The following is a 23,561-nucleotide window of genomic DNA, read 5'->3' as shown; positions in this document are numbered from 1 at the left end:
CACCAAGCTATATTGCTTTTCTGCAAACGAATCAATTTATTACAGCAACGGGCTAAACATATAAAAGAACTGTTCAATCAGTTTGTTGCTGACCCGCCGTTTTTCCCATTCCCCCCTGTCGACCAAGCTCGAGTCACTCATATATTCCTTCTGTAGCCAGTTCAGTTGTTTGGTGAACTCGGCGTTATCCACTGCCAGGGTGACTTCGAAGTTTAGCCACAGGCTGCGCATATCCAGGTTAACCGTGCCGATCAGGCAATGGGTCTTGTCGATCACCACTGACTTGGTGTGGAGCAACCCGCCATGGAAGCGGTGGATGCGGACACCGGCGGCGAGCAGCTCGGAAAAGAAAGAGCGGCTGGCCCATTCCACCATGATGGAGTCATTCTTGTCGGGAATGATGATATCCACGGTGACGCCTCGGTGGGCGGCTCCTTTCATCGCATGCAGCAGGTTCTCGCTCGGGACAAAATATGGCGTGGTGATGACCACGTTTTCCTTGGCTTGGTAAATGCTTAGCAGTAGGGCTTGGTGGATGATCTCATCGGGCATCCCCGGCCCGGATGGGATGACCTGGATCATGTCGGAGGCTTCGACCGAGCTTGGCAACGTACATTCAGGTAACCGCGGCAAGAAACGCTCCCCGGTTTCCACTTCCCAATCCCAGGCTTGGATGCCGTTAAGGACCGCGACGGATGGCCCCGTAACCCTGACCATGACATCAATCCACTGGCCGACGCCGGCATCGGTTTTGAAATAGGCCGGATCGACCAGGTTCATCGAGCCGGTATAGCCAATCCTCTCGTCGATAACGACAATTTTGCGGTGCTGGCGCAAGTCCATCCGGCGCAGGAACATCCTGAATGGGGTGACTGCCAACGCTTCGACAATTTCGATGCCGGCATGGCGCATCAGCTTTGGCCAATGGGAGCGGAAGAAACGCATGCTGCCGGCTGCATCAAGCAAGATCCTGATCTCAACCCCACGCTTGGCGGCCATGATCAACGCGGTCGCCACTTCGTCGGCCAGCCCGCCGGGGTGCCAGATGTAAAATTCCATTTGAATGGAGTTGTTGGCCTGGTGAATGTCATCGATGAGGGAGCGCAGGATGGTCTGCGGCGAATCCTGTAGTGACAGGATATTGCCGCTCAGGGCCGGGATACCAAGGCGATTTTCGCATAAATCACTGATAGGGCGGGCATGTTCGCTCATCAGTTCCGGCTGGTGGCCTGGGCAGTCATTGAGGCGCTGGAACCAGTCGGCAAAAGGCTCGAACATGTCTTCGGCGCGTTGGGCGCGCTTCTTACCTAAATTGAGCTCACCGAATAACAGGTATGCGATCACCCCGCCAATTGGGATGATATAGATGATCATGAGCCAGGCGAGAGAGACGCCGACCACTCTGCGCTTGAAGACAATGCGCATGGTCACGGCAGCAATAATCAGCCAATAGAAGAAGACGCTTGCCCAAGCCAAGACTTGATAAAACTGTTCCATCTTTATTTTTAATGAGTTGGATATATTACTCTATTTTGCATTGAAACTAGAGGAATACCAGCGAAATTTTCTGCCAGTTATGTGCTATGTTTGATAAGGAGAAATCACTGAATTGTATGAGTAATGTGAAATTTGCACGAGGTTGAAGTGCAAAAAATAAGCAAAAAACGAAGAAATGAGGTAAAAAAGCAGTAAATGATCAAAAAGTAGATGAGCGGGCTTCACATTCTAATCGCAACCTGTTTTACTTGCCATATGTAGAGCGTTATTAAGAACCTTATAAGTGTACACATAGGTTTCCATTTACGTTTACACAACAATTTTAGACGCCTACGTAAGCAAACTCTAGCAAACACAACAAAACCTTGGAGAGAACGTGGCTACTACTAATACAACCACACAACCCCGCGATAGTTGGGGTTCTAAATTAGGCTTCGTTATGGCCGCGGCAGGATCCGCAGTAGGTCTTGGTAACATCTGGAAGTTCCCATACACAGCTGGTGAGAGTGGTGGTGGTGCTTTCGTAGCTATTTACCTATTGTTCGTTATCTTTATCGGTTTCAGCGTCATGCTGACTGAATTTGCCGTGGGTCGTAAAACAGGTCTTTCCGCAGTAGGTGCTTTCAAATCAACTGATCGCCGTTGGTCTTTCGTCGGTGTTATCGGTGTGGTTAGTGGCCTACTTATCATGGGCTTCTACCCGGTCGTAGGCGGCTGGGCAATTGCGTATATCTATAAAATTGCAACAGGTCTCCTGAGTACACCAGAAGCGATTGGTGACAGCTTTGGTGGCTTCATCTCTAACCCAGTCCAGCCTCTGTTCTGGATGGGGCTTTACTTGTTGTTCAACATCCTGGTGGTGATCAAGGGGATTTCAGGCGGTATCGAGAAAGCCGGCAAGATCCTGATGCCTCTTCTTTTCGCTATCCTTATCCTGGTTGCCGTCAAAGGCCTGAGCCTTCCAGGCGCGACAGCTGGCCTTGAGTTCCTGTTCAAACCTGATTTCTCTAAAGTCGATAGCACGGTTGTACTGGCCGCACTGGGGCAGGCGTTCTTCTCACTGAGTTTGGGTATGGGCTGTATGATCACATACGGTAGCTACCTGAAGAAGAAAGAGAACCTGGTACAAACCACCGCTATGGTGACGGCGATGGATACGGCAGTTGCCATCCTGGCGGGTGTGGCGATGTTCCCTGCAATGTTTGCGTTCAGCATGGAGCCAGCCGCCGGCCCTGGCCTGATCTTCGTTGTCGTTCCTCAGCTATTTGCGGAAATGGGTGGCATCGTTGGCCTGTTGCTTGCGCTTCTGTTCTTCATCGGCCTGAGCGTTGCAGCACTGACTTCTTCTGTTTCTCTGCTTGAAGTGGTTGTGTCATACCTGATTGACGAAAAAGGCATGAAGCGTTCGAGCGCGGTGTTCTCGGCAAGTGCGGTCATGGCCTTCCTGTGTGTATTCGCATCGCTATCGCTTGGAGGCTTGGGTCCAACACTGTTCGAGACCGGTGCTTTCGATATCTTCGACTTGCTAACTGACAAGATCTTCCTAGCGGTCGGCGGTATGTTGGTATGTATCTTTGCAGGCTGGCGTTTGAGCCGTAGTGAGCTTGAAAAAGAAATCACCAATGACGGCGAAATCAAATTCCCACTGTTCGGCCTATGGTACACCCTAGTGAAGTACGTGATCCCATTTGCTATCGCTATCGTTGCCATCGCGGGCGTGAAAGCGGGCTTTGACAGCGGTAAAGGTGAAATCATGGTATTGGGCCTAGCCATTATTGGTCTCGGTGCCCTGGTTTCTAAGAAACTGTAACTCTGTCAATACCATCGATACTTGACTGCGGGAGCCAATGGCTCCCGCTTTTTATTGCTCGCTTTGAGCGGTGTGGAAAAACTGCCGATAAGCGGTATACTTCGCACTCCCTATCGGCTAACGCTGTCAACCAAGAGCCCATCAGCGAAGAGCCAGTCAATGAAGAGTTAGTTATGTTCGATATTCTCCACACCCACCCAGATTTTCTTGTGATCAACAAACATCCAGGTGTCTCTGTGCATAAAGATGATGGCGATGTAATGCTGTTGCAAGAAGTGGCAAAGCAAAGTGGGGATGCGCAACTCTACCTGATCCATCGCCTGGATAAGATGACGTCGGGGATCTTATTGCTTGGCCGCAACCGCGAGGCAGCCGCCAAGCTGTCAGCGAATTTTGCTGAGCGTGAAGTTGAGAAGTTCTACGTGGCGATTGGCAGCAAGAAACCGAAGAAGAAGCAAGGTGTAGTGACCGGCGATATGACCCGTTCGCGCCGGAGTAGCTGGAAACTGGAAAACAGCCGCGAGAATCCGGCGATCACCCAGTTCTTTTCGGCCGCGGCAGGGCAAGGGCGTCGGCTGTTTCTGTGCAAGCCGCATACCGGTAAGACCCATCAGATCCGAGTGGCGCTGCGCAGTGTCGGCTCCGGGATCACCGGAGATGATATCTATGGCAACGAGCCGGCGGATCGTGGTTATTTGCACGCCTATGCATTGCGCTTCCGGTATGCTGGGCAGCAGTGGCAGTTTACCTGCCCACCCGAGCAGGGCGAGCTGTGGCAATTCGCAGAGACTCAACAGGTACTGGCCGAATGGGCTACGCCTTGGGAGCTGGCATGGCCCGTATTGCCTGGAAAAAGAAAATAGCGCCGGGCACAACGTTTCCCGTGCGGCAGTTGGTTATCAAGTAACCGGTTTTTAGCGAGGTTATGTAGGAAAATAGGGCTTAATGATAATAAATTGTGCAAGCCTTGTGTTTTTCATTGTTAATTCGCGACCAACTGCTGCTATTTTAATCGTTTGAAATTACATTACAGGAAAGTTTCACTTATAATATCGGTCTAGGATTTACCTAGACTGAGATTCAATATGCGCCTTACCCGCTCCGTGTCGCTTCGCATGCGATTGAAGAAAAAGAAGAACCAATCACGTTTTTGGGGGCTGGCGTCATTTCGTCGACAACGCAAATTAGTCAAACACCGCACCCGCCGCCAACGACAAGTTCGCCTTCAGGCCGAATACGTCCACCTCGCCAGCTATCGTCAACCCGAGCAAGAAAACCTTAAGCTCGTGGCTTAATATTATCTTTGCCGCGACGGTGTTTGGTATACTACCGCCCCTGAATTTCCCAACCCGGTAGAACTATGGAACCGAGTGCAGTAAAAAACCTTGAGCAACACCTAATGGCAGAGTTGGCGACGCCGCCACATGAAGTGCGCCGGTTATTCCATGGCCGTGGCCGCTGCTGGCCAGGCCTTGAGCAATTGACCGTGGATTGGCTGGGTGGCCAAGTGCTGGTTTCATTGTTCAAAGAACCATCCGAAGCCTTCTTGGCGGAATTGCACCAGATGCTCGAGACGCTGGTAGGCTCCCCTTCGTGGCTGCAATCAGGCGCGACATCGCTGCTGCTGCAGCACCGTGACCGTCAAGGCTCTCCGATGGAAGTGCTGTGGGGCGAGAGCCGAGAGTACCAAGATGTGGTGGAGAATGGCCTGACGTTCAAGTTGGATCTTGGCCGCAAGCAGAATAACGGCTTGTTTCTGGATATGCGCTACGGCCGTGACTGGGTAATGCGCCATGCCGAGGGTAAGCGGGTGTTGAACTTGTTCGCTTATACCTGTGGTTTTTCGGTTGCGGCCATCGCCGGCGGGGCAGAGCATGTGGTCAACTTGGATATGGCCAAGGCGGCCTTGAGCCGTGGCCGTGACAACCACCATCTAAACCAGCATGATTTGTCCAAGGTCAGCTTCCTTGGTCATGAGCTGTTCAAGTCGTGGGGCAAGGTACGCAAGCTTGGGCCTTATGATCTGATCATTATCGACCCGCCGTCATTCCAAAAAGGCAGCTTTGCCCTGACCAAGGACTACCAGAAAATCTTGCGCCGATTGCCAGAACTGCTGACGGCAACTGGCCAGGTTCTCGCCTGTGTCAACGATCCGGGTGTATCCTCGTCCTTCCTGATTGAAGGAATGGCTGCCGAAGCGCCGGAGCTTGCTTATCAGCACCGCTTAGAAAATCCGCCGGAGTTCAAGGATATCGACCCGGAAGGCGGGCTGAAAGTGCTGCTATTTGAGCGCTCGTAATCCCACAGAACCAAAAGAAAAAACGCCAGCAATGCTGGCGTTTTTTCGAGGGCTTTAAATCATCAGGATGAAAATTTCAAAAGCGCACGAGTACATCCATGTAGCTCTAAGCCTTCTTCCCTGAAGGCTAAGTTTTGAAATTTTATCCAGCTGTATAAAGCTTTAGTTGGTTGGGTTGATTGCGGGTAAAAAACGCCAATCGCCCGTTACTAATTCGCTAATTGACTACAAACCTCAGCAGTGATCGGCTGCGTCACCATCGGGCGGCCACGCATATCCATAATCACGATATTGTAGTTCACCCCCTCGCTCACCATTGGGCTGAGTTCATTGCTGTTGCAGTAGTTGAGTGCCGCACTTTTTGCTGCCTTGGTCGGTGGGGTCTTGCCGCCGCCGCCGTACAGGATGGTGATTTCGACAATGTTTTCCCGCGCCTGGGCTTTCATGATCTGGTATTGATCAATTTTCTCGTACGGGGCTTTGTTGTTGATTGCACGGGCCCGGGCTTTTGCCAGATCCATGATTGCCTGCTGCTCGGAGTTTGATGCGCAGCCTGCCAACAAGACAGCGCCTAATAAAACGAGGGTGCGTTTTAGCATAACGTTGTTATCTCAAATTACGGATTATGGGAGGACTTTCTTGAACGGCTTTACGATCACCTTTTCGTAGACACCGGCTTCGATGTACGGGTCGGTATCGGCCCAAGCCTGGGCGTCGTCCAGGGAATTGAAGTCAGCAATCACGGTCGAGCCGGTAAAGCCTGCCTCACCAGGATTCTCGCTGTCGATCGCCGGCATCGGGCCGGCGACCAGCAGGCGGCCCTGCTCTTGCAGGTCTTTCAAGCGTGCCAAGTGTTTTTCACGCACGCTAAGGCGGCGCTCAAGGCTGTTTTCGACATCCTGGGAAAAAATAACGTACCACATGTAGCTCTCTCCATGTAACTGCCGGCCCCACAATTACGTTGCTGAAACGGAAGGTGAGGTGACAATGAGTGATAAATTTTTCCTATCATAAATGAAAAAAAAAGCCCTAGCATTATGTTAGGGCTTTTTTGCGGAACTCGATGGTGTTGCATACCAGTCTACATAAGTCTGTGAGCAAAATTTATAACGTAAATTTCATAATTCAATGACTTATAAAGATTGGCACTGTGAGCTTACTTTTTAACTGGACGAGGGCGGCCGTTGCTGTCAATGGCAACATAGTTGAATGTTGCTTCACATACTCGGTAGCGTTCACCGACAGCATCAATGGCAACAGGCTTGACCCATACTTCTAGCGCGACGCTCATCGAAGAGTTACCGATCCGGCAGCATTCGCCGTAGCAGCATACAACGTCACCCACGCTGACAGGCGCCTTGAAAGCAATGCTATCGACAGACACAGTTACGACACGGCCACCTGAAATTTCTTTCGCCAAGATGGCACCAGCTAGGTCAAGTTGAGACATAATCCAGCCACCAAAGATATCGCCGTTGGCGTTTGTATCGGCTGGCATTGCAAGAGTGCGAAGCAGTAACTGCCCGCGAGGAATATTATTTTCTGATGTCATGATGCGACTCTGTACTACTCTGAATCAGGTTCTTTTGGCATATGGTGGTAAATATAGCCGCCGGTAGCAAGGGTGAAAATCAAAGTCAGGATCAACAGGCCGAATACTTTGAAGTTAACCCACACGTCCAGTGGCAGGCGGAAGGCAATATAGACATTCACGACGGCACATACAACGAAAAACAGTGCCCAAGCGCCGTTTATCCGGTTCCAGACGTTGTCCGGCAGGCTGAGTTCTTTGCCTAACATACCTTTTATCAATGGCTTGCCCAAAAATTGGCTGATAGCCAAGCCAACAGCAAAAATGCCGTACACAATGGTGACTTTCCACTTGATGAAGTTGTCATCGTGCATGAAAAGGGTCAGCCCGCCAAACACAGCGACCATGACAAACGTCACCAGCTGCATTTTCTCGACCTTCTTATACAGCATCCAGGTGACAGCCACCTGAATCGCCGTGGCGATAATCAATGCCCCGGTCGCGACATAGATATCATGGGTTTTGTAGAGAATAAAGAATACGACCAGTGGAATAAAATCAATTAGTTGCTTCATTTCAATAATTACACATGTTTGTTACTTGGCTACATAGTACACCAGTAAGCAAAAGGCTGCAGGTATTAACCCTACAGCCTTTGGTGTTTTGCCTGCATCGAGCGGGATATCGTTAGCCGTGGTGGCTGGATTCCGGCTCCGGCGTCTCCTGCGGCCCGTCATTGATCATGTTGTCGACAATCACGGCACAAGCGGCATCGCCGGTAATATTGAGGGCGGTCCGGATCATGTCGAAGATACGGTCAAGGGCAAACAGCAGCGGTAGGCCTTCGATTGGAATACCGGCTGCAAGCAATACCGCAACCACTAAGAAAGAGGGGCCCGGAACACCGGCCTGGCCAACAGCACCCAGCGTCGAGGTGACGATGATGGCGATATAGGCACCCATACCCAGTTCAACGTTGAACATCTGGGCAAAGAAGATGGCGACCAGGCCGTAGTAAATCGCATTACCACTCATGTTGATGGTTGCGCCTAGCGGCAGTACGAACGAAGCAGTTGAGTTTTTCACGCCCAACTCTTCCTCACATACTTCCATGGTGACCGGCAGGGTTGCCATGGAGGAAGCGGTCGACAGGGCAACAGCCTGTGGTTTTTTCATGGCCGACAGGAACTTAAGCGGTGAGGTTTTGCTGAATGCTTTGATCATGGCTGGGTAGAAGATAAAGCCGTAGATCAGGATAGCGACGACGTAGACCACAAATAGCTTGAACACGACCATCAAGGCACTAAAGCCAAAGGTACCAACGGCATCAGCCATCAGGCCAAAGACACCCAGCGGGGCGATTTTCATTACCACGTTGATCATCCATACCATGGCATCAACGATGGCATTTACGCCGTTGATCAAAGGATCGCGACGTTCTTTTTCCAGCTTAGAAACCGCAATACCAAAGAAGAGGCAGAAAACCAAAATTTGCAGGATATTCGCTTCGTTCAGTGACTGGAAGACGTTAGTCGGGATCATACCGAGTACGGTTGCCCAGAATGTCGGCATTTCACCCTTGTCGGCATAGACATTGGAGAACATGCCCTCGACGCCCGTCATATCGACGCCCACGCCCGGCTGGAACACCACGCCCATGAACAGGGCCAAGGCAACGGCCACGGCGGAGGTCAGGCCGAAGAAGCCCAGCGTAGAGAGGCCGACTTTACCAGCAGACTGGCTGCTGCCAAGCCCTGCGGCACCGGAGATAATGGCTACGGCAACCAGTGGGATCACCAACATCTTGATCAGGTGGATGAAGATGCTGCCCAGCGGGGCAAACATACTTGCAGACTGGCCCATCATCGCACCGACGAGGGTCCCCACACACATGGCAATGACGACTTGCACGCCGATATTGCCAAACAGTCCTTTTTCTTTTAACACGGTTAGATACCTCAGTTGTGTTTGATATTGTTCGCAAAAATATCGGAGAATTGTTTTGTAATTGTACTAAATGTTAATCCGATATTCTGCGCGTGTGTTTTTACACGGAAATATCACGTTGATCAATCATTCTTTTACCAGAGTAGCATTATTGTCTTTCAAACTTGCAATTTGTTGCTACCGGGCGTTAACAAGTTGGTTACTGTATGGGGGAAGGGCAAAGAGATCTTTGATCTTGAACCAAAAAGCAGCAGGGAAATAAAAAAAGCCGCCCGCAGGGTGAGCTGGGACGGCTTTTGTGTCACCGGCTAAGGGCTCAGCCCTTACGGGTTGCAGCCTTCATGTTGCTAATAAAGCTGTACATGTTGCTCAGCATGGCATCATTATCATCAAGGTTGTTTTCAATGACCTTCACCACGGCAGAGCCGGAGATCGCCCCGGCTGCGCCAGCTTCAATCGCCTCGGCAACTTGCTGTGGCTCGGAAATGCCAAAACCCAGTAGCGCAGGCGGTGCATTGTGCGCTTTCAGGCTGTCCAGCAGGTGATTGATCGGGGCTCCCGCTTTGGTCTCGGTACCTGTTACGCCAGCACGCGAAAGCAGGTATGTGTAACCACCACCGAACTCAGATACGGTTTTCAATGTTTCCTCATCGGCATTGGGTGGGGCAATGAAAATAGGGTGAATACCGTACTTTGCCGCCGCTGTCCGGAACTCTTCGGACTCTTTCAGCGGTACATCGGCAACCAGTACCGAATCGACACCGGCTTCGGCACATTGCTGGTAGAAGTTTTCGATCCCATTGGTGAATACCAAATTGGCGTACATTAAAAGGCCAATTGGCATCTCTGGGTACTTGGCTCGGATCTGGCTCAGCAAATCAAAACAGACTGCTGGGGTGGTGCCAGATTCCATCGCACGGATCGTTGCGCCTTGGATGGTCGGGCCATCCGCCAGCGGGTCGGAGAACGGGATCCCCAGCTCAAGGGCATCGGCTCCGGCTTCGACCAAGGTTTCAATGATCTTCAGTGATTGCTCCGGATTCGGATCACCGATAGTCACAAAAGGAACAAAGGCGCCTTCGTTTTTCGCCGCCAGGCGGTCAAATTGGGCTTGGTAACGATCCATTACAGCACTCCTTTTGCATCTAGAATATCGTGTACAGTGAAAATATCTTTGTCGCCACGGCCAGATAGGTTAACGACCAGCAGCTGTTCTTTTTCAGGGTTGGCTTTAATCATCTTTAAGGCGTGGGCCAGTGCGTGCGCTGACTCAAGGGCAGGGATGATCCCTTCGTTGCGAGCAAGCTCCTGGAAAGCCTCCAGCGCTTCATCGTCGGTTACTGCCTCGTATGTCGCGCGGCCTATCGCATTGAGGTGAGCATGCTGTGGGCCGACTGATGGAAAGTCCAGACCGGCAGATACCGAATAAGACTCCTCGACCTGGCCATGCTCGTCCTGCATTAGCGGGGCTTTCATACCAAAGAAGATCCCCAGCTTGCCGTGTTTTAGCGGCGCGCCGTGCATGTCGGTATCCAGACCTTTACCGGCAGGTTCGACACCAATCAGGCCAACACTTTCTTCGTCAATGAAATCGGAGAACATACCAATAGCATTCGAGCCTCCGCCGACACAGGCGATAACGGCATCGGGTAGACGGCCTTCTTTTTCAAGGATTTGCGCTTTGGTTTCTTCGCCGATGATGTGCTGGAATTCACGCACAATAGTCGGGAAAGGATGCGGGCCCGCAGCCGTACCCAATAGGTAATGCGCTTTGTCGTAAGTGGCCGTCCAGTCACGCATGGCTTCGTTGCAGGCATCCTTCAGCGTTGCTGAGCCCGAGTGGACCGGGATCACTTCTGCGCCCATCAGTTTCATCCGGAAGACGTTCGGGCTCTGGCGCTCAACATCTTTGGCCCCCATGTAGACGCGGCACTTGAGGCCGAGCAGCGCACAGGCAAGGGCCGTCGCCACACCATGCTGGCCGGCCCCGGTTTCGGCGATGATTTCCTCTTTGCCCATGCGTTTCGCCAGCAGCGCTTGGCCAAGGACTTGGTTGGTCTTGTGGGCACCGCCGTGGAGCAAGTCTTCTCGCTTGAGGTAAAGTTTGGTCTTGGTGCCCTTGGTCAGGTTCTGGCACAAAGTCAGGGCCGTTGGGCGGCCTGCGTAATCTTTCAGCAGATCGACAAACTCTTTCTGGAAGGCTGGATCTTGCTGGGCTTCCACAAAAGCGGCTTCTAGCTGGTCCAGCGCAGGGACGAGGATCTGTGGAACGTATTGTCCCCCGAACTCGCCGAAGTAGGCACTTATCTTACTCATGGTTTATTTTCCTTAATACTTTCTAATAGCCGCGAAAGCCGCTTTCAATTTTGTTGGGTCTTTTTTGCCGGGCTCGCTTTCAACCCCGGAATTCAAATCCAGTCCTCGACAGCCAAGGCTGGCTGCTTCACAGACATTGTCTGGATTGAGGCCGCCCGCGAGCATAGTGATTTGCTTCTGCTCGTCAGGGATCAGGCTCCAGTCAAAAGCAATGCCGGTGCCACCTGACAGGCTGCCGACTCTGCTATCGAGCAGGTGGCGGTCGACCTGCCACTTATCCAGCTCCGGTGCGTGATCGGTGATACCGTGGGCTTTCCAGATCTCGCACTCTTCGGGCAGCTGTCCCTTCAGGGCGGCAATGTAGTCGTGATCCTCGTCACCGTGCAGCTGGACCGCAGCCAGCGACAGGGCTTTGGCGGCTTTGGCAACGGCTCCGGGATCGGTGTTGCGGAAGACGCCGACGTATTTCAGCGGCGCGCCACTCATGATCATCCGCGCCTGCTCGATGTCGACGGCCCGAGGGGAGGAGGAGACGAAGATCAGGCCGCCGTAGACCGCTCCGCTTTGGTAAGCGGCCGCCGCATCGTCGGCATGGGTCAGACCGCAGACTTTGTTGTCGCCCAGCAAGACCCGGCGTACCGCCAGTTCCAAGTTGTCTTCGGCCATCAGCGAGCTGCCGATCAAAAAGCCGTTGGCATAAGCTGCCAGTTCGCGCACCTGCTGGTGGTTGTAGATCCCCGACTCGGAAATCACAATCGTGTCTTCCGGAAGGCGGGGGGCCAGCTCTTTAGTACGGTTCAGATCAATGCTGAGATCGCGCAGGTTACGGTTGTTGATCCCCACCACCTTGGCCTTGAGGGCGATGGCGCGCTCGAGCTCCGCCTCGTTGCTGACTTCGGTCAGGATCCCCAGGTTGAGCTGTTCGGCAACCTCAGCCAGTTCACGGTATTCCTCGTCATTCAATACCGATAGCATCAGCAAGATGGCATCGGCATGGTAGTGACGGGCCAGGTAGACCTGGTAGGTATCGATCATGAAGTCTTTGCACAGTACCGGCTGGGTCACCTGGTCGCGGACCACCGGCAGGAAGTCAAAGCTGCCCTGGAAGTACTTTTCGTCGGTCAGCACCGAGATGGCGCTGGCATGGCCGTTGTATACCCGGGCAATCATGTCGAGGTCGAAATCCTGGCGGATCAAGCCCTTGGACGGTGAGGCCTTTTTGCATTCCAGAATAAAGGCGGCCTGATCGCCTGATAGTGCTTCGTAGAAGCTACGGTCGCTCGGTACTAGGCTGTCTTTGAACGATGCCAATGGCTGCTCGGCTTTGCGCGCTTCAACCCAAATACGTTTGTCGGCGACAATTTTGGCTAGAACTGTTTCCATGCTTAACCTCGTGCTGCAAGTTGGCCGACAAGCTCAAAGGCCTTGCCAGACTTCATGACGTTGATGGCTTTCTCGGCGTTGGCCTTGAGATCCTGCTGGCCGAATAGGCGAAGCAGCAAGGCCACATTGACTGCCACGGCGCCCATCTGGGCATCGGTGCCTTTGCCGGTCAGGATATTGGTAATAATGGCACGGTTTTCCTCCGGCTCTCCACCCTTGATCGCTTCGAGCGGGTGGCTTTCAAGGCCGAAGTCAGCGGGCGTCAAGCTATACTCGGTGATTTCGCCATCGATGATTTCAGCCACCGTGGTTTCTCCATGGATAGCGACTTCGTCCAAGCCGCTGCCGTGGACAACCGCGGCGCGCTTCATCCCCATGGCTGCCATGGTCTCGGCAATCGGGCGAACCAGTGAAGCGTCGTAGACCCCCATTAGCTCGATGTTAGGACGAGCCGGGTTAATCAAAGGACCCAGTACATTGAAGATGGTGCGTGTTTTCAAGCTCTGGCGCACCGGCATCGCATGGCGCACACCGCCGTGGTATTGCGGGGCGAACAGGAAGCACACGCCCAGATCATCGAGAGCTTCGCGCGCTGTCTCCGGCGCCATGGCCAGGTTGATGCCAAATTTGTCGAGCAGATCTGAAGAGCCCGACTTGCTCGATACCCCGCGGTTGCCGTGCTTGGCCACCTTCACGCCACAAGCGGCGGCCACGAAAGCGGCCGTGGTGGAGATGTTGATGGTGTTGGCCCCGTCGCCGCCGGTACCGACGATGTCGGCAAAGTCGTACTCGGGACTCGGGAACGGATTGGCATTGGCCAGCAGGGCCTTGGCGGCTCCGGCGATTTCAGCCGGGGTTTCGCCTTTGATTTTCAGTGCCGTTAGGACTGCCGATAGCAGCACGGGCTCGACTTCGCCCTTGATGATGGCATCGAACAGGGTCTGGCTTTCTTCCTGGCTCAAGCCTTGCTGGTCGTAGAGCTTGTTGGCAATGGTGTAGATGGTCGCATCCATAATTAAAATCCTTGTTGTCTATACCGGCTGATGACTGGTTCGCTCATTATTGGTCGGTGACGACGTGACCCACGCCAGCGTATTGGTCAGTAGCTGGGCACCTTGGGTGGTGAGGATGGATTCCGGGTGGAATTGGTAACCGCACACCCGATCCTCATCATTGGTCACCGCCATGACCAGGCCGTCAACATCGGCAATGATATTCAGGCTCTCGGGTACCGTTTCGGCAACCAGCGAGTGGTAACGGGCAATCGATAATGGGCTTGGCAATTCACCAAATACGTCATGGCCGGTATGGGTCATCATGGCTGATTTACCATGAACGATTTCACCTGCGCCTGACACTTTGCCGCCATAGGCTTCAACAATGGCCTGGTGGCCTAGGCAGATGCCAATCATCGGGATTTTGCCACGAACCTGTTTGATCAGCTCAGGCATACAGCCCGCATCGGCAGGGGCACCCGGGCCCGGTGACAACACCAGTACCGGGTTGGTTTTTTCAGCCAGTGCCTGCTCCATTTGCTGGGCGGTCAGGCTGTTGCGGTAAATCGTTACTTCACAGCCCAGCGAGCGGAACTGGTCCACCAGGTTGTAGGTAAAGGAGTCAAAGTTATCAAGCAATACAATATGAGGTAGGGACATCCGTGGCTCCTTAGTGCGATTGACGTTCTGGGGCACTGTGTGCCTTGCGAATAGCCGTGATCACCGCCTGTGCCTTGCCGCGGGTCTCATCGGCCTCTGCCTGAGGCACCGAGTCATATACCACGCCGGCCCCGGCCTGCACGCTGGCAACATCATCTTCGACGTAGGCCGAGCGGATCACGATACAGGTATCCATATCACCATGGCCGGTCAGGTAGCCTACCGCACCGCCATAGCTGCCACGGCGGCGCTGCTCGACATCACGGATAAGCTGCATGGCACGGATTTTCGGTGCACCGGTTAGCGTCCCCATATTCATACAGGCCTGGTAGGCGTGCAGGGCATCCAGATCGCCACGGAGCTGGCCGACAACACGGGACACCAGGTGCATCACATGGCTGTAGCGGTCGACTTTGAGCAAATCGGCGACATAGCGGCTACCCGGTTCACTGATACGGGCGACATCGTTACGGGCCAGGTCGACCAGCATCATGTGCTCGGCGTTTTCTTTCATATCGCAGCGCAGTTCAAGCTCGATGCGGCCATCAAGATCCAAATTGATTGAGCCATCCGGGTTCTTACCGCGGTGGCGGGTACCGGCAATCGGGTAAATCTCAATCTGGTTGCTCTCGGTGCAGTACTTCAGCGCACTTTCCGGCGAGGCGCCGAACAGGGTGAAGTCAGCATCCTGCAGGTAGAACATGTAAGGACTCGGGTTGCCGATCTTCAGCTCTTTGTAGGCATTGAGCGGCGACGGGCACGGCAGGGTGAACTGGCGGGACGGGACCACCTGGAACACGTCGCCATTGACCACATGCCGCTTGAGGTCAATGACCTGTTGGCAGAAATCGTCGTCGCTGACACTGACCACCGGTTCGCACTCATCCACTAGCTGGGCAGCCGGAAGCGGCATTGGCTCGAGGCAGGCCTCCTTGATGTGCTGCAGGCGGCGGCTGAGCTCGAAATAGCTCGAGGTGTACTCGTCGCCCCCGAACAGGGTGGCCTGCAATTTGCCTTTGCGGCGCTGGTGGTCGATCACTAGCAGCGTTTCGGCAATATAGAAGAGGTAGTCCGGGCAGCGGTTGTCCTGTTTGACGCCCGGCAACGGCTCGAAACCGTCAACCACGTCATAGGCGAACAGGCCGCCGAGAAACAGGGCTTCACGCGGATGGCCTGCGATATCGAAGGCGTGCTGGATCATGCGCAATGCATCAAACGAGGAGGTTTGGCGTAGGCGGCTGTCTTCGTCGAGGGCGCGCTCTGCCGCCGGGAACGTCAACGCGAGCTGGCGTCCTTCGCGTACTGCGCGGATATCGGCGGGCATCTTGCCCTCCAGGGTCTGCAGTACATTGAGGCCGTTATCGGTCAAGGCTTCCAGGGTGACCACTTTGCCGCGGCAGACGATACGCACTGCCGCGTCGATGAGCATCAGGCTCTTGAGATCTTGTTTGGAGTCGATTTCGGCCGACTCCAGCAATAGGTTGTGTGGGCGGTCGCCACAGACGGAGTAATACAGCTCCGTCGGATCCGCAACATAGGGGACATCGAGGCTGAGCAGTTCCAGCTCGCCGACGCCTAGTGGGTTGGTATTCACAGCGTTCTCCCTGCCGCTTCTACAAACGGTTTCAACTCTTGCATCAACTGTTCAAACATTGGACCGGTCAGTGCCTGGTGGCCGTCCGACAAGGCTTCACACGGGTTAAGGTGTGATTCGACGATAATGCCGTCAGCACCAACCGCTGCCGCAGCACGTGACAGTGGGATCACCAGCTCACGCACCCCGGTACCATGGCTTGGGTCAACGACCACCGGCAGGTGGGTGCGCTGCTTGAGGTATGCCACGGCGTTCAAATCCAATGTATTCCGTGTCGCTGTCTCGTAGGTACGGATCCCTCTTTCACACAGGATGATATTCGGGTTGCCTGCGTCATAGATGTACTCCGCCGCGAGTAACAGCTCCTCGATAGTGGCTGAAAGTCCGCGTTTGAGCAAGACCGGTTTTTTGCTTTCACCGACAGCTTTTAGCAGCGCGTAGTTCTGCATATTGCGCGCGCCAATTTGAAGGCAGTCGATATATTCACACATTGAATCCATCTGGCTGACTTCCATCACCTCAGAAACGGTTGGGATACCGAGCTGCTCGTTGGCCTTTTTCAGCAGCTTCAGCCCCTCAATTCCCATTCCCTGGAAATCGTACGGGCTGGTACGCGGCTTGTAGGCACCACCACGCAGGGCAACAGCGCCGTGTTTTTTCACCACTTCGGCGACGCTCAGTAGTTGCTCTTCAGATTCAACTGAGCAAGGGCCGGCAATCACGGCAAACTTGTCGCCGCCCACAGCGGCATTGCCGAAACGAACCACGGTATCGTGGGCCTGCACTTCACGGCTCACCATCTTGTACTTGGTCAGGATCGGCTTGACGGTTTCTACGCAAGGGTAGGCATCAAGGTGCAATTGCTGGAGCACGCGCTCATCGCCCAATGCCCCCAGAACAATACGTTCCACGCCAGGCATGTAGAGCGGCTTGAGGCCGGCGCCTTCGATGCGGGCGAGAATTTCTTTGGCTTGTTGCTCGGTGGCATTTGGCTTGAGTACGATGATCATAGTCTTTTCCTTGTCAGGGCGCTGTTCACTCAGGCGCCCCGGTAAAATTGCTGTCAGGCTGAATCTGGTATAAAAAAACCCGCGTCATGGCGGGTTTGTGTAATCTGTTTAAGGCACAGCTAATCACACCACCCGCGTTGGGAAGTGCCACCACCAAGATGAGAAAGCGCAGAGCTGACGGTGAATTTGCTGTACCATGTATCTATCCTTTCAGTGTTATACAGGCCTATCAGTGAATATACTGGACGGCCAGTGACGTACTAGGTAATTACGTACTAGTAAACTAGTTCGCTAGAGTAAAGTCAAGAAGATAATTTATGTTGTTTGATTTACATAGCCACACCACCGCATCGGACGGGCGGTTGTCGCCGGAAGAACTTGTGTTGCGCGCCGTTGAGCGCCGGGTCGATGTGTTGGCGATCACCGATCACGATACTGTGGCGGGGCTGGCTGCTGCCGAGCAGGTGATAGAAGCACAAAAACTGCCTCTGACTCTCATCAAAGGCATTGAAATATCGACACTTTGGCAAAATTTTGATATTCACATTGTCGGTTTGAATATTGATCCTGAGCACCCTGCCATTGTTGCCCTGATTGAAGCGCAGGCACAGCGCCGCGCCGATCGCGCTGCCATGATGGGAGAGCGGCTGGAAAAGAACAGGATGCCGGGCGCGCTGGCTGGTGCGATGGCGATTGCCAACGGCGCGACCTTGACCCGCGCCCACTTTGCCCAGTGGATTGTCGAGCAGGGCTACGCCAAGAATATGCAGGCGGTCTTCAAGAATTTCCTGACCCGAAACAACCCGGGCTATGTGCCGCCCAACTGGTGTACGATGGCCGAGGCCGTTGAGGCAATCCACCGAGCTGGTGGGCAGGCGGTGCTTGCCCATCCCGGTCGCTACAAGATGACCGCCAAATGGCAAAAGCGCCTGCTCACTGCCTTTGTCGCAGCCAAAGGCGATGCCATGGAAGTGGCGCAGCCGCAGCAGTCACCCCAGGAAAGGCGCCTGCTCGGGGACTATTCGATCGACTACCAATTACTCGCTTCGCAGGGCTCTGATTTCCATTATGCCTCGCCATGGACCGAACTGGGCCGCAACCTGTGGCTGCCCAAGGGCGTGTCTGAAGTCTGGCAGGACTGGAGCGTTGAGAAGAAACGCATAGACGAGGAAGTGCACGATTAGGCGGCATTTCCCATGGAGGAAGAATGAGTCAGTTTTTTTATGTTCACCCTGAAACGCCGCAAAATCGATTGATCAACCAGGCGGTGGCGATTATCCGCAATGGCGGGGTGATTGTGTATCCGACCGATTCGGGCTATGCCCTTGGCTGCCAGCTGGAGAACAAGTCGGCACTGGAGCGGATCTGCCAGATCCGCCGCTTGAACGATAAGCATAACTTTACCTTGCTGTGCCGTGACCTTTCCGAGCTGTCGCTGTATGCCCGGGTGGATAACGCCGCGTACCGCTTGCTCCGCAATAACACGCCGGGTGCCTACACCTTCATTTTCAAGGGCACTAAGGAAGTCCCGCGCCGCCTGATGAACCCCAAGCGCAAGACCATCGGGATCCGCGTGCCGGACAACGCCATTGCGTTGGCCCTGCTGGAGGCGCTGGGCGAGCCGATGATGTCGACATCGCTGATTTTGCCGGGTAACGAAACCACCGAGTCCGATCCGGACGAGATCCGCGACAAGCTTGAGCACGCGGTGGATTTGATCATCAATGGCGGGTATCTCGGTGAGCAGCCGACCACGGTGATTGATTTTAGCAACGATGAAATGGAAATTGCCCGGGTGGGTGCCGGTGATCCGTCGCCGTTTGAGTAATGTGCATCAGGTTGTTTAGTGAGTGAAAAAATGACAGGAAATACCGGGCTATCAAGGTGTTTTCGGTGGTATCTCAGCTAAGCTTTTGGCATAATCCGCCATCGCTTTAAGATGGCTTAAAGCACGATGATATTTCGACGCCTGTGAAGGCGACAAAGGTTTGTCTAATGAGTGAAAAATTACAGAAGGTACTGGCACGTTCTGGCCAGGGTTCTCGCCGAGAAATCGAATTAATGATCCAGCAGGGTCGAGTCAGTATCGACGGTAAGGTAGCCAAGCTTGGTGACCGACTGGAAGATCTGTCAGTCAATGTTCGCATTGATGGTCACAAAATCCAGTTGGTGTCGTCTTCAGAAGAAGTGTGCCGAGTATTGGCGTACAACAAACCTGAAGGTGAACTGTGTACCCGTCATGATCCAGAAGGTCGCCGCACGGTATTTGACCGTCTGCCTCGCCTTAACGGTGGTCGCTGGGTATCGGTTGGCCGTCTTGATGCCAACACCGCGGGCCTGCTGCTGTTCACCACCGATGGTGAGCTGGCTAACCGCCTGATGCACCCAAGCCGCTGTGTTGAGCGTGAGTACATGGTTCGTGTATTCGGCGAAGTGACCGAAGAGATGGTGCGCAACCTGGTTAAGGGTGTTGAGCTGGAAGACGGCATGGCACGCTTCGAAGACGTGGTTTACGCCGGTGGTGAAGGTATGAACCATACTTTCTACGTGGTGATTACCGAAGGCCGTAACCGTGAGGTTCGCCGTTTGTGGGATTCTCAGGGCGTGACAGTAAGTCGCCTGAAGCGTGTGCGCTACGGTGACATCTTCCTGACCAAAGACCTGCCGCGAGGCGGTTGGATGGAGCTTGAACTCAAAGAAGTGAACTATCTTCGCGAGAAAGTTGAGCTGCCAGCCGAGACGGAAACCATGCTGACGGTTGAAGGCCAGAAGCGTAAGCGTGGCGTTCGCCAGATCCGTCGCGCCGTGCGTCGTCACGAAGAGCGCCTGAACGAAGACACCGGCCGCGGTCGCCGCGGACGTCAGGACCAGCGTCGCTCGCCTAGCCGTAACCAGGGTGAGGATAGCCGCAACGAGTCGCGCCGTAAGCCGTCAGGCAATCCATCCACTCGCCGTAACCAAGGCGAAGAGAGCACTAACGGCCCGCGCCGCAAGCCGTCGGGTAATGCCGCGAACCGTCGTAACCCGCTGAAGAACAAGCCGGCTAAGCCACGTAGCCGCAAATAAGCGTGGTCACAGCAGACGATAATTAAAAAAAGCAGCCATTGGCTGCTTTTTTATTATCTGCGGTTACACAGCCAATCACTAGCTGGCGGCGCCCGGCTTGCGCTTTGGCTGGGCATCAATGCACTGGCCGTTGATGTCCTTGCTCTCAGGGCCCATCAGGTAGAGATACAGCGGCATGATCTCCTCCGGGGTCTTCAGCAATGACGGATCCTCCGCCGGGAAGGCCTTGGCACGCATACCCGTGCGGGTCCCGCCTGGGTTGATGGCATTGACGCGGACATTGGTGTTGGCCATTTCATCGGCCAGGATCTGCATCATGCCTTCGGTGGCAAACTTGGAGATCGAGTAGGCGCCCCAGAATGAGCGGCCCTGGTGGCCCACAGTGGATGACGTGAAGACAATGCGGCCGTCTTCGGCTTTTTTCACCAGCGGCATAATCGCCTGGGTCAGCAGGAACTGGGCTTTGACATTGACCTGCATCACGTCGTCGTAGGTGTCTTCGCCGAGTTGGTCAAACGGGCTGAGCACGCCCAGCAGCGAAGCGTTGTGCAGGACGCCGTCCAAGCGGCCAAATTGTCCCTCGATAGTGTCTGCCATGTCGAGGTAGTTCTGCTTGGTGGCCCCCATCATATCCATCGGGATGATCGCAGGCTGCGGGTAGCCCAGGGCTTCAATCTCGTCGTAAACGGCTTCTAGCTTGGCGACGGTACGGCCCAGCAGGATAACGGTCGCGCCGTGGGCGGCATAGCTGATGGCTGCCTGGCGGCCAATTCCATCACCCGCTCCGGTTACCAGAATAACTCTATCTTTCAGTGAGTTTTCAGCGATTTGATAATCCACTGTGTACTTCCTTATTGGTTTTTTCGTTTGCCCATTGTATACCCAAATTATTCCCGCTTAAACGCGCATCTTGACGCGGTTTGGCTATATTGCGATAGCGGTATGGGTGACAACTTGGTTACAATGGCTGAATGTCAAAAAATGAGGACTCGACATTGGATTTTTTGTTTGATTATGGATTGTTCCTAGCCAAGATTGCCACGGTGGTTATTGCCTTCATCGCGATTCTGGTGGTGGCTAAAACAGTGAAAGGCCATCATGGAAGCCAGAAAGGTGAGCTAGAAGTCACTGACCTGACTGAGCAGTACAAGCACACCGTGCATCAACTGGAGTCTCACTTGTTTGATAAGCCGTTGCTCAAGGCGCGCGACAAGGCGGAAAAGAAAGCGGACAAGGAAAAGCACAAGGCTCGACAGAACGAAGTCAAGAAAGCGGCCAAAGAAGGTGACTTGTCTCATTCGCGTGAGCCCCGCCTCTTTGTGCTGGATTTCCATGGCAGCATCGATGCCCGCGAAGTGGCTTCACTGCGTGAGGAAGTCACGGCGATCCTTGCGGTGGCAATGGAAGGTGATGAAGTGTTGCTGCGCCTCGAAACAGGCGGCGGTATGGTGCATGGCTACGGTTTGGCTTCTTCCCAGCTTGACCGCCTCAAAGCCGCAGGGATCAAGCTGACGATCTCGGTCGATAAAGTCGCAGCCAGCGGTGGCTACATGATGGCCTGTGTGGCCGATAAAATCATCTCGGCACCGTTTGCGGTGGTCGGTTCCATTGGGGTGATTGCCCAGCTACCAAATTTCAATAAAGTATTGAAGAAAAACGATATTGAGTTTGAGCAAATTACCGCTGGTGAGTTCAAGCGCACCCTGACCATGTTCGGTGAAAACACCGACAAGGCCCGCGAGAAATTCCAGAGCGAGATCGAAGAAACCCACGGCTTGTTCAAGGCTTTCGTGTCGGAGCACCGCCCAGAGCTGGATCTCGCCAAAGTCGCGACCGGTGAGCACTGGTTCGGCAAGCAGGCGTTGGAGCTTGGCTTGGTAGACGAAATTGGCACCAGCGATGATTACATCAGCCACTCTTGCAAGGAGCGTGAAGTTCTACAGGTCCGCTATGTCCAGCGCAAGAAGCTGGCAGAAAAGCTGGCAGGTGCAACCGGTGATGCCGCTGACAACTTGCTGCTGAAATGGATCAGCCGCGGCCAGCGTCCTATTGTTTAAACATCGAGCGGTATAAAGAGGTTACGATGGATCAAAAGTGGGCCTTGTTTTCATTTCAAGGACGGATGCGCCGTCGCGATTACTGGATCTACAGCATCCCGGTGCTGTTGGTGTCGCTGCCGGTGTTTCTTTATTCGACACCGGAAAACGCGGGCAACTCGTTGCTGAATATTTTGTCGATTGTGGTGTTGGTGTTTGTGTTCTGGGCTTCGGTGGCGCTGAATGTGAAGCGCCTGCATGATCGTAACAAGAGTGCGTGGTGGATCATCCTGACCTTCTTGCCTCTTATCGGTCCGATCTTTGTGATTGTCGAGCTGGGCATTTTGGATGGTACGCCGGGGCCTAACCAGTTTGGTGCTGATCCTAAGGGGCGTGGCAACCCGCCGCCGGCTCCGCGTCCTGATGATCAGTCCAAGGACAGCAAAGAGACAATGACCATCGATATGTGATCATTGTATCTTGGCGCCGGACAGTCAACAGCCCCGCTTCGGCAGGGCTGTTTTTTTTCGCCATGATGGCAGGGCGGAATTATTTGCCGAGGGTAAACTTCGGCGATAGCTGGTGGGCAAGGTATTTGAACATGTTGAAGACTGCCGTGGTCTTTTCGGTCGGCAGGCCCTTGTCATCGAGGAAGAATTCGCCTTTGAAAATCAGTACCCCGCCACGCTCTTCAACGGAAGTGGCACGCATACCGTCGATGTAGGCTTCATGATCTTGAATTTGCTGGTTGGCAATCATTAGCAGGTCATCAGTTGAAATGGTTTCTTTGGTGCTCATTGTGTCTCTCTCATCTCACAGCAGGTGCCGGCAATGTCTCCGGCCGAGGCCGCTAAGTGTATTGGAGTTGGTGGACGATGACAAATTTTGCACCCAAGTGGGCACTGCCATTTTTTTGGCGTTGTTGATTTTTATCGGAGACTGGTTATATCTTGAAATAAAGTGGGCGATAAAACAGCAAGGTACAAAGAATAGGCATTAACTGTTTGAATTACCGAAAATCTGTGAGCAACGGCAAAAAATCGCGGTTTTTTATAGTCAAAGTGTTGCTGAGGTGGTAATGATTAGCGCCCATTGTGGGAGTTGTTTTTAGCATTGCGGAATAAATGAGGGGAATATCGCGTTGCAGCACGTCTTGTCGGCACGCTTTTTTCCTGTACATTGAATGGCGTAACCAGCTGTTAACAAGTGGGGAAGGGACGACCAAACGGTCCCATTTTGTTAAAAAGCAGTTGACCTTCTCCGATTGTAGCCCAATATGTAAATACCAATCACATTACGTAACTAGTTATCCGGAGCAGTCCTCAACCGGTTGGATTTCGAGATTTAAATAGTTACTTAATCAGTTTGGTGTACCAGCGTTGCCGTGCTAGCTCTAGTTTTTTTAGCGTGCAACTAG

Annotated in this window: 23 protein-coding genes and 1 other annotated feature; of the genes, 8 read left to right on the top strand and 15 right to left on the bottom strand. The window is 53.6% G+C overall.

Features of this window, described 5'->3' with window-relative positions; genetic code table 11:
* Positions 1–39: 39 nt before the first annotated feature.
* Positions 40–1,497, bottom strand: coding sequence for a cardiolipin synthase (cls, locus tag PTW35_RS12690; protein ID WP_281025298.1), 1,458 nt, complete (start codon positions 1,495–1,497; stop codon positions 40–42).
* A gap of 376 nt (positions 1,498–1,873) precedes the next feature.
* Between cls and PTW35_RS12685 the strand changes: the two genes are divergently transcribed.
* The 3 genes from PTW35_RS12685 to PTW35_RS12675 all read left to right on the top strand — a co-directional run bounded on the left by PTW35_RS12685 (position 1,874) and on the right by PTW35_RS12675 (position 5,606).
* Entirely contained in the window at positions 1,874–3,307 is a 1,434-nt protein-coding gene (locus PTW35_RS12685; RefSeq protein ID WP_281025297.1) for a sodium-dependent transporter, read from the top strand.
* 173 nt (positions 3,308–3,480) lie between these two features.
* Positions 3,481–4,170: a TIGR01621 family pseudouridine synthase gene (locus tag PTW35_RS12680; RefSeq protein ID WP_281025296.1), complete on the top strand. Its 690-nt coding sequence runs from the start codon at positions 3,481–3,483 to the stop codon at positions 4,168–4,170.
* Positions 4,171–4,667: 497 nt separating this feature from the next.
* Positions 4,668–5,606 carry a class I SAM-dependent methyltransferase gene (locus tag PTW35_RS12675; protein WP_281025295.1) on the top strand — a complete coding sequence of 313 codons (939 nt, stop codon included), beginning with the start codon at positions 4,668–4,670 and terminating at the stop codon, positions 5,604–5,606.
* Positions 5,607–5,815: 209 nt separating this feature from the next.
* Here PTW35_RS12675 and gspS2 read toward each other — a convergent pair whose 3' ends face one another.
* From gspS2 to PTW35_RS12615, 12 genes are all read right to left on the bottom strand, one after another.
* Complete coding sequence (gspS2, locus tag PTW35_RS12670; protein WP_281025294.1) at positions 5,816–6,205, bottom strand: type II secretion system pilot lipoprotein GspS-beta; 390 nt, start codon at positions 6,203–6,205, stop codon at positions 5,816–5,818.
* 24 nt (positions 6,206–6,229) lie between these two features.
* Positions 6,230–6,529, bottom strand: coding sequence for a YciI family protein (locus PTW35_RS12665; RefSeq protein WP_281025293.1), 300 nt, complete (start codon positions 6,527–6,529; stop codon positions 6,230–6,232).
* 233 nt (positions 6,530–6,762) lie between these two features.
* The gene (gene yciA, locus PTW35_RS12660) at positions 6,763–7,158 is read right to left on the bottom strand and encodes an acyl-CoA thioester hydrolase YciA (RefSeq protein ID WP_039458384.1); all 396 of its coding nucleotides are present in this window, start codon (positions 7,156–7,158) and stop codon (positions 6,763–6,765) included.
* A 14-nt stretch (positions 7,159–7,172) separates the two neighbouring features.
* The gene (locus PTW35_RS12655) at positions 7,173–7,712 is read right to left on the bottom strand and encodes a septation protein A (protein WP_281025292.1); all 540 of its coding nucleotides are present in this window, start codon (positions 7,710–7,712) and stop codon (positions 7,173–7,175) included.
* Between the two features lie 112 nt (positions 7,713–7,824).
* Positions 7,825–9,030, bottom strand: coding sequence for a dicarboxylate/amino acid:cation symporter (locus PTW35_RS12650; protein ID WP_281027503.1), 1,206 nt, complete (start codon positions 9,028–9,030; stop codon positions 7,825–7,827).
* A gap of 370 nt (positions 9,031–9,400) precedes the next feature.
* Positions 9,401–10,210, bottom strand: a complete 810-nt coding sequence (gene trpA, locus PTW35_RS12645) for a tryptophan synthase subunit alpha (RefSeq protein WP_281025291.1) — start codon at positions 10,208–10,210, stop codon at positions 9,401–9,403.
* On the bottom strand, positions 10,210–11,400 hold the full coding sequence (trpB, locus tag PTW35_RS12640; protein ID WP_281025290.1) for a tryptophan synthase subunit beta: 1,191 nt from the start codon (positions 11,398–11,400) through the stop codon (positions 10,210–10,212). The genes trpA and trpB overlap by 1 nt, the downstream gene beginning before the upstream one ends.
* 12 nt (positions 11,401–11,412) lie before the next feature.
* A complete protein-coding gene (gene trpCF, locus PTW35_RS12635) occupies positions 11,413–12,783 on the bottom strand; it encodes a bifunctional indole-3-glycerol-phosphate synthase TrpC/phosphoribosylanthranilate isomerase TrpF (protein WP_281025289.1) in 1,371 nt (456 codons plus the stop codon).
* Positions 12,784–12,785: 2 nt separating this feature from the next.
* A complete protein-coding gene (gene trpD, locus PTW35_RS12630; protein WP_281025288.1) occupies positions 12,786–13,796 on the bottom strand; it encodes an anthranilate phosphoribosyltransferase in 1,011 nt (336 codons plus the stop codon).
* Positions 13,797–13,814: 18 nt separating this feature from the next.
* Complete coding sequence (locus PTW35_RS12625; protein WP_281025287.1) at positions 13,815–14,438, bottom strand: aminodeoxychorismate/anthranilate synthase component II; 624 nt, start codon at positions 14,436–14,438, stop codon at positions 13,815–13,817.
* 10 nt (positions 14,439–14,448) lie between these two features.
* On the bottom strand, positions 14,449–16,032 hold the full coding sequence (locus PTW35_RS12620) for an anthranilate synthase component 1 (protein ID WP_281025286.1): 1,584 nt from the start codon (positions 16,030–16,032) through the stop codon (positions 14,449–14,451).
* Positions 16,029–17,042: a bifunctional 3-deoxy-7-phosphoheptulonate synthase/chorismate mutase gene (locus PTW35_RS12615; protein ID WP_281025285.1), complete on the bottom strand. Its 1,014-nt coding sequence runs from the start codon at positions 17,040–17,042 to the stop codon at positions 16,029–16,031. Before PTW35_RS12615 ends, PTW35_RS12620 begins: the two co-directional genes overlap by 4 nt.
* A 69-nt stretch (positions 17,043–17,111) precedes the next feature.
* Positions 17,112–17,204 (bottom strand) — a sequence feature (Trp leader region).
* A 155-nt stretch (positions 17,205–17,359) separates the two neighbouring features.
* On the opposite strand from PTW35_RS12615, the gene PTW35_RS12610 reads away from it, so the two are divergent.
* The 3 genes from PTW35_RS12610 (at position 17,360) to rluB (ending at position 20,108) form a co-directional block, all read left to right on the top strand.
* The gene (locus PTW35_RS12610; RefSeq protein ID WP_281025284.1) at positions 17,360–18,226 is read left to right on the top strand and encodes a PHP domain-containing protein; all 867 of its coding nucleotides are present in this window, start codon (positions 17,360–17,362) and stop codon (positions 18,224–18,226) included.
* A 23-nt stretch (positions 18,227–18,249) separates the two neighbouring features.
* A complete protein-coding gene (locus PTW35_RS12605) occupies positions 18,250–18,870 on the top strand; it encodes an L-threonylcarbamoyladenylate synthase (protein ID WP_281025283.1) in 621 nt (206 codons plus the stop codon).
* Positions 18,871–19,037: 167 nt separating this feature from the next.
* Positions 19,038–20,108: a 23S rRNA pseudouridine(2605) synthase RluB gene (gene rluB, locus PTW35_RS12600; protein WP_281025282.1), complete on the top strand. Its 1,071-nt coding sequence runs from the start codon at positions 19,038–19,040 to the stop codon at positions 20,106–20,108.
* Between the two features lie 78 nt (positions 20,109–20,186).
* Here rluB and PTW35_RS12595 read toward each other — a convergent pair whose 3' ends face one another.
* Positions 20,187–20,948 carry a YciK family oxidoreductase gene (locus PTW35_RS12595; RefSeq protein ID WP_281025281.1) on the bottom strand — a complete coding sequence of 254 codons (762 nt, stop codon included), beginning with the start codon at positions 20,946–20,948 and terminating at the stop codon, positions 20,187–20,189.
* Between the two features lie 155 nt (positions 20,949–21,103).
* Between PTW35_RS12595 and sohB the strand changes: the two genes are divergently transcribed.
* Both sohB and PTW35_RS12585 read left to right on the top strand, forming a co-directional pair.
* Positions 21,104–22,165 carry a protease SohB gene (gene sohB / locus PTW35_RS12590; RefSeq protein WP_281027502.1) on the top strand — a complete coding sequence of 354 codons (1,062 nt, stop codon included), beginning with the start codon at positions 21,104–21,106 and terminating at the stop codon, positions 22,163–22,165.
* Positions 22,166–22,191: 26 nt separating this feature from the next.
* A complete protein-coding gene (locus PTW35_RS12585) occupies positions 22,192–22,614 on the top strand; it encodes a DUF805 domain-containing protein (protein ID WP_281025280.1) in 423 nt (140 codons plus the stop codon).
* A gap of 79 nt (positions 22,615–22,693) precedes the next feature.
* Here PTW35_RS12585 and PTW35_RS12580 read toward each other — a convergent pair whose 3' ends face one another.
* Positions 22,694–22,942 (bottom strand): YciN family protein, encoded by a 249-nt coding sequence (locus PTW35_RS12580; protein WP_281025279.1) that lies wholly within the window; start codon positions 22,940–22,942, stop codon positions 22,694–22,696.
* Between the last annotated feature and the right edge of the window lie 619 nt (positions 22,943–23,561).

The sequence above is a fragment of the Photobacterium sp. DA100 genome (assembly GCF_029223585.1).
GTDB lineage: Bacteria > Pseudomonadota > Gammaproteobacteria > Enterobacterales > Vibrionaceae > Photobacterium.
Note: the sequence above shows the minus strand (reverse complement) of the source record. Positions and strands in the feature narration are given on the sequence as shown.